Origin of the sequence: Erwinia sp. OLFS4, assembly GCF_002752165.1 — a bacterium.
GTDB lineage: Bacteria > Pseudomonadota > Gammaproteobacteria > Enterobacterales > Enterobacteriaceae > Izhakiella.
This window is the reverse complement of the sequence record NZ_MOMB01000003.1, coordinates 122,600-131,507: the sequence shown is the minus strand read 5'-3', so window position 1 is coordinate 131,507 and position 8,908 is coordinate 122,600. Positions and strand designations below refer to the sequence as shown.

Sequence of the window (8,908 nt, the reverse complement as noted above, 5' to 3'; positions counted from 1 at the left end):
TGAAGCCTCTGCTAAAATTAGAACTAATAATTTCCCACAAATTACTCAATGAATAGTTGTAATCATTGTGGTTTAAGAAACTTTTCCCACCATCCAAACTCGTTCTTTTAATTTTTAAAACACATGATTTATGATCAAATAAATTATACCCCAGTGCATGGCAAACTTGTACAACGGTCAATTTAGCTTTTTCATCGACTGTTGGGCAAAGCTCATGTCGGTAAAATTTATCCGGGTACTTTTCGCACCAGTAAGCAAGTGCTCTTGCATTTTGTGATAAGGAAAGTAATCTTCTAATTGCTTTCTTTGCAACTGGTATCATAACCCGTGGAATCCATTTGATATTAGGGCCATACCCTTTTACCGAATAAAATCTCAACCCATATCTTTCGATACCCTTGCCATCTATTTGTGTAATCTCACAATCAGCAGGTAAGGCTAAAATCTCAGAGATTCTGCTCGGACAACAAAGTAGAAGTGCAAATACTGAACTTGTGAACTTATCCCTTGGACTCAGTAACTCATCATTTTGAGAAAAAATATCAGCAATAGCGAGCAATGCCTCTTCATCTGGTAACTTATCGCTTCGGTGATAATCCTCAATCTCAGGAAGATAATTGTTTTTGACTTTCTGTTTTACATGGTTTTTCCATGAGATATATCCTGACTTCACAAGATTATGTTCATATAGAAACTTTGATATTTTTTCAAGCTGTATTCCACATTTAGCCAAAACGTTACCTTCAAAATATTTACTCCCGATCTGCATTGCCTCATCGAAAACAACGGCTGTAACATTATAAATGAGTCCAGTGTTCTGAACCTGCAAAAGGGCCTGTTCGAGGCATCGCAAAGCCATCATAATAACCCCATAGTTTTTTAATGGTTTCAATGAGTGTTGATATCTGATATATGCTTTCGCAAAATTGATATAATCTTCGTGCATTGCATCAATGGAATCAAAGACTTTATTTCCAACCCCTATTTTTCTAAATGTGACATATCCTTTCCATGCATACTGCTCCCAATCCTGAGTTTGGGTTAGTCCGGGCAGTTGATAGCGACAAAATTTTATGAACTCATTATAATTTTCTTCTACAAGAATATGTTTTTTTGATTTGAACAAAATAATATTATTCATAGTTGATTCACCTCACTGCACTCAATCGGAATAAAAAACATACATTGATTACAAGGAAATCCTGAATTCTGACTCTGGCATCTACTTGAAGAAAAAAATTTGAAATGACTACTCTTTTTAGATTTGATTCCGTTCATAAAAATATCAGCGACAAATGACAATTGTTCTGAAACGGCGGAATCAATCCTTTCAACACTGTCAGCATGATTTTTAATATAAATACCCGCACTTGAAGTAGAGGAATGATCCAATAACTCAGCTATAGTATTAACATTATGCCCATCCTTAGCCAGCATAGTTGCTATTGTATAACGAAGCCTGCGAGGAGTAATATTTAGTATCGAACCGGTACGGTTGGATATTATATTCCCATTATTAACAATACCTTTCAATGCTACATTAGCAATTATAGGCTTCGCATATAATTTATTATATTCCAGAAGAATTGAACCTGTTATGGATAAATCTGAGAGTTTTTCCTCATTTAAGAAAATAGGAACTTCTCGTTTAGAATAATCATCAAGAGTTTTTCCAAGAGCTTGCTCAACGAGTTTCACTGATTGATTAGCTTGCAATTGAACAATTGATGCAACCTCTGATATTATTGCAAGTTCTCGATATCGTAGTTCTTTACCCCGTTGTTTAACTCGTGGCACTGAAATTACATATTCTACTTTGCCATTATCTAAGTTCTTTTGAAGAAGGTCTTTATATTTCAACATAACTAACTGCTGAGGTCTTCTACCTGTAAGGCTGATCAATAGTGATATTGCATAATGTGGCAGTGACAGTTCACCTTTTCTATATGCATGATTCATAGCCTTAATCAAAGAAGTATGTTCTTCTTTAGTTAGTGGTCCCTCTGTTGGATCATCTTGAAGCACAGACTGACCAGATTTTTTTATCTTTAGGTCCAAATGCTTTAACAGTTCTACCGCACTTTCATCTATTCCTGTATTTCCTAACTCAAACCATTTAATCAAAAATGGTCGTAAAACGCGAAGTGATGCTGGGGCTTTTGATAATTTCTTATTTTGATATTCAATTAGAACCTTATCATCAATATGAGTAGGAGATACTTTACAGATAAGACTCTCCATATTTCTAACAATATTTTTCACATACAAATAGCTGTTGCTATTAAAATAATATTGTACTGTATATACAAATCCACAAACCAAATTTTCGTTCATAGCATATATTAAGTTTGTAAGATTGATTCCATTGCTTTCAATCGAACTGACGATTTTATGCTCATGCAAAGACATTTTATCAGAGTTATATTTAATTAAATTATTCATCAAATTCTCCTTTGAATAGTTGCTCTTGTTGTTGAAGTGCAGTTTTTTTCGATAGCTCAAAAATATGCCTGCGATTATAAATAATTGAAGTTTCTGAACCCGGTCGCCATCCCATGAGATAAGAACGGATTTGTTGCTCTTTTTCATCGGATATGTCCTGATTCTTGTCTATTGCTTTCGAAAACTCATAATTCCATGTATGTCTGAGTTTGTGACCTGTCAATCCCCCTAGAAGTGAGGAGGATTGACGAACAACACTCACCACTTTGTGATATGAAGAAAATGAAATAGGTTGCCCTTGAGTTTTTCCCTCCTTATAAGTAATAAACAGGAAATCATGTTTGTTAGAATTTTTTATCTTTCTTCGATCATTCATAATATAATCTGAAATTTCAAACATGAGCTTTGTATCAGCAATTAATTTCCTCTCACAAGTTTTAACTAATGGCTGATACACTCGCGGATCTGTTTTATCATTTGCTCTTCTTCTTATTGCAATTGTCGATTCTGCAAAATCTATATCACCAATTCGCAGATTCAAAAGTTCACCTGCTCTCAGGCCAAAGCAGTATAATAGCAGGAATATTAGATTGTTTCTTTTTTGCACTTTTTCTGAAAAAGGATTTAATTTACTACCCGGTGCAAGAGTGCTAAACAAAGAATCCAATTGTTCTTTATCTAAGCTTTTTTCTATATCCATATTATATTTATCATTGTTTCTCGGTTTCTTTCGTTTTATGTTGTTAATGAAATCTAAAATATATTTGAGAGTATCCTTCTGCCCTGTATGAGAAAGATGTATTTTGCACAGCCATTCCAGATAGTTAGCTATGGTTGTAATCCGAAAGTACTTAGTTGGTTTTTTGACATTTGAACTCCTAAAATTATCATCCTCGCCATCTCGGAAATTGAATGAAGTGAATTCAATCAAATCTTCAATTTCATGAGGAGCCAGAAATATCTTTTTCTGAATTCTTTCATCAATATTGATCTCTTTCCTCATAAAGAATCGATATAACAATGAAATGCTACCGGCAATAACCTTCATTGTTGATATAGACTCTGACCGATTCCTGACCTGTGTTGTTATATACAAGTTAGGATAATACAATGGTTCACCAGTATTTTTATTTACAATATGACAATATCTCTCACCATTTTCGAACATAAAAGAATCCACACAAATACTACGCATATTTTCCTCCTAAACTTTACAAAAAGTATAATTCCAATATATTAATAATAAGCATTTCGTAGATTTACAAATTTATTTGAATCGATTAAGTCATTTAGTTAAATTAAAACAGTGAGATAGACGATTATTCCTGTCAAATTATCATCTGGTAGATCTAGTTATTATTATGTACACCTAATACCTCGAAAACTATCTCACTGCCTTACTAATAAACGGTCATAAAAATAATGTAAGTTATTCTGTAAGGTTTTAAGCAAAAATATGGAGCCAAACTTTACATTTTCATAAAAAGCTCTTAGTCCAATAGATATAAAATTATCCGCTTCGCTAGGAGTTTCATTTCATCAGGACATTTAATTAGAGAGAACCAGGTCTCGTAAACATATATCTGTTTGGAAGCATTAAGCTCAGAGATCGAATCTAAAGGTTCTCTCAAATTTCCTACAAGGTACTGACTGAGCCAGTAAATGATTTGTTTATTCAACTCGTTATTGGGTAAGTCATAAATCACTTCTGGGTCAAAGATCTTGTAAAAAAGATCTCCGCATAAATTGCACATATGGTTATCTTCACTCACAAATTCTTCGATATTCATAACATGTCTCCCCAAATTAACTAAGCAACATTATTTCGACTTGTTTCGATAACTGATTGAATCCACTCGTCAACTTCACTCTCGACAAAAGCAACGGCACGAACACCGATCTTCACTGGTGCCGGAAACCGACCTTCACTGATCAGACGATAGATCCAGGCTTTGCCGAAACCAGTTCGTTTCAAGACTTCTGGTAAACGAATTAAGCTTTGATTGATTGTATTCATTTGGCTGTCTCCTCCGTTTCCGTTACGGAGATATTAGCCACACAGATTTGTATCTATGAAGGGAATGCTGATAACTGAAAAGTTAGATGAGGGAAGAATGAAAGGAAATTCTGGGGAAGAAAAATATTTACGCCCTCCCCTTGACAATTAACATGATGATTTACAACTAGAAATAGCCGAGTTCAGAAATCGGTATGTTGAGGAGATGGCTGTTTTTGTTGATAAAGTATTCGAGACTACGGGTTGTTTCTCCATTCAATGACTTCTCTGCAACAGGCCTGTCTGTATCTTTAATGTGATCTTCTCCTCTGATCTCACTTGTAAAGTCGGGATACAAGACACGAGACAAGACCATATTTGAGATTTTTACTTTTTTAAATTTTGCCCAAATCAATAAATCCATCATTGGGATAATATTGTAATCGACAAGCTTTCTTATTTTTGCCAGTCCAATTTTTTCTGTTTTTACTGGCTCAATTTCATATTCTTTCCTGAGAATGGGTAGCATCGTTTGTAAGGCTGTTATAATTTCTTCATCGCTGGACATTCCTAAATCAAATGAAACATACATCTTACTGCTATTTTGGTTAAGAAAAAAGTCTCTCATAGTTTTTGTTATTGGCTTCTTTTTCAACTCTTTTTTGAAATCGCCATTTTCTTCAAAAAAATCCATGCTAAACATTATTAACTTGTTCTCTAATTTTTTTATATCACCGAAGCTAACCTGCGCAACATGTCTTTGGCCCTTGCCAAAATGACCATGATTATTATCTTGTGTGCTCAAAATAGGATTACCTTCAAGGATAGATCTTAAATTTTGATTATCATCTTCCCATCCAAAATTTACACTGTCGAAAATCGCTTCTCTAAAGGCAAGCTCAGTATGCAGTTCTTTGATTGTAAGTGATTTTAACTGCTCATAGTTTTCGAGACTAAACCAGCTTTTTAATTCTTCATAAGGGCTTACTACTTTCATTAATCCCTCCACTATATTCAAAGCTTGAATGAGTTAACACTGCTTATCTGAATTAATTCTCCCTTAACAAGGTTGATAAGTGAGAGCGATTACTTAACTACTTATTAATAGTTAAATCCTTTTAAAATCAAATGGTGAAACTTGTCGTATTCTAAGGAGGTCAAGGTAATCGGCCCACCACTGCAACATAAGCTTTCTCTCATCAAGGTGCTCTGCTTTATGTATGTAGGCAGCACGAACTGAGTTCCGCTCCTGATGGCTCATTTGCCGTTCAACAGCATCTTTCGACCACAAACCGGATTCAATCAAGGCACTACAAGCCATAGCCCTGAACCCATGTCCACAGACCTCCACGGTTGTGTCATAGCCCATAGACCTCAAAGCCTTGTTTACCGTATTTTCACTCATAGGCTTTCTGAAATCATGGTCGCCAATGAACACGAGTTTATGATCACCGCTGATCTCTTTAATTTCCGTCAACACAGCCAATGCCTGACAACTCAAAGGAACAAGGTGTGGAGTTCGCATTTTCGAACCACGGTGCGAATGTTTCACTCCGGGTAGTGGTTCTCGTTCAGCGGGAATAGTCCACATTGCATTCTCGAAATCGATTTCCGACCATCTTGCGAATCTGAGTTCACTGGAACGAATGAAAATGAGCAATGTCAGCTTTACGGCTAACTTCGTGAGTTTCCTACCTTTGAAGTTATCAATTCGTTCTAAGAGTTCTGAGAATCGTTCGAATGGCAAAGCTGGCCTGTGGGTTCTTTTTGCTACAGCAATAGCCCCAGACATTTCTTGGGCCGGATTATAGTCAATTAAGCCATTCTGGACGGCATATCGCAAAATTGCTGTGGTTCGTTGTTGTAGACGGGCTGCTACTTCTAACCGTCCAGAAGCTTCAACAACCTTGATCGGAACGAGGAGATCCTTGGTTTTAAGCTCGGCTATTTTTCTCTTTCCTATGGAAGAGAAAAGGTTATCTTCAAGGCTCTTTAAAACCCTCTCACTATGGGAATCTGACCATTTCCTTTTACAGGCAGTATGCCAGTCCCTTGCAACAGCTTCGAATGTCAGAGCTTCGCTTTGCTCGATCTTGTCTGCTTTTTTCTTCTCAGAAGGGTCGATACCATCAGATACCAACTTTTTGGCTACATCTCTTTTTCTGCGAGCTTCGCCAAGTGACACCGTAGGGTAGACACCTAATGCCAGAATCTTTTGCTTTCCATTAAAGCGATACTGTAAACGCCAGTATTTTGAACCATTGGGGTTGACCAGCAGGTGCATACCCTGCCCATCAGTAAGTTTGAAGGGTTTGTCAGAGGGCTTGGTAGTCCTAACTTTGATATCCGTGAGAGCCATCAGTTGATACCTCCAGTGTTGGTACCAAAATCAATCGAACCGGGAATACCATCAGTTATACCATCATCAGTTGGTATATGTTCAAGGAATTGAGTAGACGTAGACAGACTAAGAAAAGCCAGAAACCTGCTTAACCTACTGTTTTTATGGACTAAAGTAGACGTTAGTAGACTTGAAAAAAGCTTTGTATGGTGCCGAAGGCCGGACTCGAACCGGCACGTATTTCTACGGTTGATTTTGAATCAACTGCGTCTACCGATTTCGCCACTTCGGCACGGAAGGGAGACGGAAAACGTGGTGGATTATACCGTTACCCCTTGCAGGCGCAACCACTATCCCTCTCCTGGCACGCTGAGTGCTGAAAATTTGCGCGTAAGTCACACTCCGCATGCTGTAATTTCAGACACCGGTCCAGACATAATCCTGCGCGCTATGCTAAGGTCACATCTGCTGGCGTTTTGCCCAACGGCGCCGGTTAACGATAAATCCTAACTGGCAAGGTATTGAGTGTCGCCTTCGGGCGGTGTAAAGGATGTGACTAAGGTGATTAATATGAAAATATCTAAAGGACTGGTGGTGGTTTTTTCTCTTTCCTCTGTACTGCTGGCAGGTTCTGCCGCAGCGGCAAGCTGGCAGGATCAGCTGAGTAACGCCGCCAGTTCGCTGACCAGTGGTTCAGGAACGGCGTCCGGCACTTCTGCACAGCAGGGAGGAATGTCGCTATCTTCGCTGACCGGCCTGCTTAACGGCGGTAATCAGTCCCTCAGTTCTAACAGCATGACCAACGTCGCCGGTATTTTGCAGTACTGCGTGAAAAACAATATCGTCGATAACAATGCTGACTCAATCAAAGATAAGCTGCTGGGTAAACTGGGCCTGACTACTGACAGCCAGGCAACGCAAAAGCAGGATTATAAGCAGGGTCTGATGGGTCTGCTGAATACCGGTAATAACCAGCAAATTAATCTCAACAGCCTGGGCCAGTCGCCGCTGGCGAAAAAAGTCAAAACCAAAGCCTGTGATCTGGTGCTGAAACAAGGCAAGCAATTTATTTCCTGATTTTTCTCACGCCGCGCCCACCGGCGCGGCATCTTTGCCTGCGGGCAGCACAACGGATTTTATCGCCGGATATCCGCTGCACAGGCCCGCGACCTGATGACCGACCGGTTGCTGAGATTATTCATTAAAAGGCGGCGGACCGGCCTGTTCATTATTGTTGCCTTACCCGAAGTTAGGGAATAACCATGACCGATTACAAACTGCGTTATATTCAGGGTCACAACGGTGAACAGGCGATGTATTGCTGGCTACGGGATCAACCGCGTTTTCTTGCGCTGCTGGTGCATGGCTACGGTGAACACCTGGGCCGTTATCATCACGTAGCCAATGCGCTGCAGCAGAATGGAGCCTGTGTATTTGGCCCAGACCACTGCGGACACGGCCTTTCACAAGGTGAACGGGTGCTGATTGAAGACGTGGAAGCCGTCGTGGATGACGTGCATAAAGCGGTGTTTACCCTGCGTACTGAATATCCCGGCCTGCCGCTGGTGATTATTGGCCACTCAATGGGTGGGCTGATCGCCACGCGCTACGTGCAGCGTCATCCTTACAGCGTCAGCGCGCTGGTGTTGTCAGGGCCTCTGCTGGGTAAAAAAACCGCGATTACCGATCTGGCCGCACAGCAAACTCTGCCGGATACGCCGCTTGACCCCAATACGCTGTCACGCGATCCCACCGTAGGTGCCGCTTACCAGGCCGATCCACTGGTCTGGCACGGCCCATTTAAGCGCGCGACGCTCAATGCACTACAGGCAGCCCTGACGCGGATTGATCACGGCGCCGGTTTCGGTGCCCTGCCGCTATTATGGATGCACGGCGCTGATGACAAACTGGTGCTGCTATCTGAAACACAACCTGCTATTAATAAACTGCATGGCCGTATTTTTGAAGCGGAAATCTGGCCTGGCGCCCGGCACGAGATTTTTAATGAAACGAATCAGCAGCAGGTCATTGAACGCATGATTAGTTTTATCCGCGCAGCGCTGCGAGCTGACGCATAATGGGCGTTTTCTCTGTGCGTGGCCAGCTGGCGGCTGTGCTGTTTCTTCACT

General features: G+C 40.0%; 8 protein-coding genes, 1 tRNA gene and 1 pseudogene. 2 read left to right on the top strand and 8 right to left on the bottom strand.

Going from position 1 to position 8,908, the window contains the following annotated elements; all coding sequences use genetic code 11:
* The 8 genes and pseudogenes from BL249_RS02075 to BL249_RS02040 all read right to left on the bottom strand — a co-directional run.
* A pseudogene (locus tag BL249_RS02075) lies at positions 1-1,141 on the bottom strand (DNA-binding protein); the annotation flags it as partial.
* Positions 1,138-2,442 (bottom strand): tyrosine-type recombinase/integrase, encoded by a 1,305-nt coding sequence (locus BL249_RS02070; protein WP_099705485.1) that lies wholly within the window; start codon positions 2,440-2,442, stop codon positions 1,138-1,140. The pseudogene BL249_RS02075 and the gene BL249_RS02070, both read right to left, overlap by 4 nt.
* Entirely contained in the window at positions 2,435-3,637 is a 1,203-nt protein-coding gene (locus BL249_RS02065) for a tyrosine-type recombinase/integrase (RefSeq protein WP_099705484.1), read from the bottom strand. Before BL249_RS02065 ends, BL249_RS02070 begins: the two co-directional genes overlap by 8 nt.
* A 295-nt stretch (positions 3,638-3,932) precedes the next feature.
* On the bottom strand, positions 3,933-4,232 hold the full coding sequence (locus tag BL249_RS19185; protein WP_045378553.1) for a hypothetical protein: 300 nt from the start codon (positions 4,230-4,232) through the stop codon (positions 3,933-3,935).
* 20 nt (positions 4,233-4,252) lie between these two features.
* Positions 4,253-4,459, bottom strand: coding sequence for a helix-turn-helix transcriptional regulator (locus BL249_RS02055; protein WP_001092369.1), 207 nt, complete (start codon positions 4,457-4,459; stop codon positions 4,253-4,255).
* Positions 4,460-4,625: 166 nt separating this feature from the next.
* The gene (locus tag BL249_RS02050; protein WP_099705483.1) at positions 4,626-5,435 is read right to left on the bottom strand and encodes a DUF6387 family protein; all 810 of its coding nucleotides are present in this window, start codon (positions 5,433-5,435) and stop codon (positions 4,626-4,628) included.
* Positions 5,436-5,546: 111 nt separating this feature from the next.
* Positions 5,547-6,797 (bottom strand): tyrosine-type recombinase/integrase, encoded by a 1,251-nt coding sequence (locus BL249_RS02045; protein WP_001218963.1) that lies wholly within the window; start codon positions 6,795-6,797, stop codon positions 5,547-5,549.
* 189 nt (positions 6,798-6,986) lie between these two features.
* Positions 6,987-7,071, bottom strand: a tRNA-Leu gene (locus tag BL249_RS02040).
* A gap of 278 nt (positions 7,072-7,349) precedes the next feature.
* Between BL249_RS02040 and BL249_RS02035 the strand changes: the two genes are divergently transcribed.
* Positions 7,350-7,856, top strand: a complete 507-nt coding sequence (locus tag BL249_RS02035) for a DUF2501 domain-containing protein (RefSeq protein ID WP_099705482.1) — start codon at positions 7,350-7,352, stop codon at positions 7,854-7,856.
* A 185-nt stretch (positions 7,857-8,041) separates the two neighbouring features.
* Positions 8,042-8,857, top strand: a complete 816-nt coding sequence (locus tag BL249_RS02030; protein ID WP_099705481.1) for an alpha/beta hydrolase — start codon at positions 8,042-8,044, stop codon at positions 8,855-8,857.
* Positions 8,858-8,908: the final 51 nt, after the last annotated feature.

Coding starts and splice junctions, on each gene's coding strand:
- BL249_RS02055 (WP_001092369.1), bottom strand. CDS start 4,459: ATGAATACAATCAATCAAAGCTTAATTCGTTTACCAGAAGTCTTGAAA.
- BL249_RS02050 (WP_099705483.1), bottom strand. CDS start 5,435: ATGAAAGTAGTAAGCCCTTATGAAGAATTAAAAAGCTGGTTTAGTCTC.
- BL249_RS02035 (WP_099705482.1), top strand. CDS start 7,350: ATGAAAATATCTAAAGGACTGGTGGTGGTTTTTTCTCTTTCCTCTGTA.
- BL249_RS19185 (WP_045378553.1), bottom strand. CDS start 4,232: ATGAATATCGAAGAATTTGTGAGTGAAGATAACCATATGTGCAATTTA.
- BL249_RS02045 (WP_001218963.1), bottom strand. CDS start 6,797: ATGGCTCTCACGGATATCAAAGTTAGGACTACCAAGCCCTCTGACAAA.
- BL249_RS02070 (WP_099705485.1), bottom strand. CDS start 2,442: ATGAATAATTTAATTAAATATAACTCTGATAAAATGTCTTTGCATGAG.
- BL249_RS02030 (WP_099705481.1), top strand. CDS start 8,042: ATGACCGATTACAAACTGCGTTATATTCAGGGTCACAACGGTGAACAG.
- BL249_RS02065 (WP_099705484.1), bottom strand. CDS start 3,637: ATGCGTAGTATTTGTGTGGATTCTTTTATGTTCGAAAATGGTGAGAGA.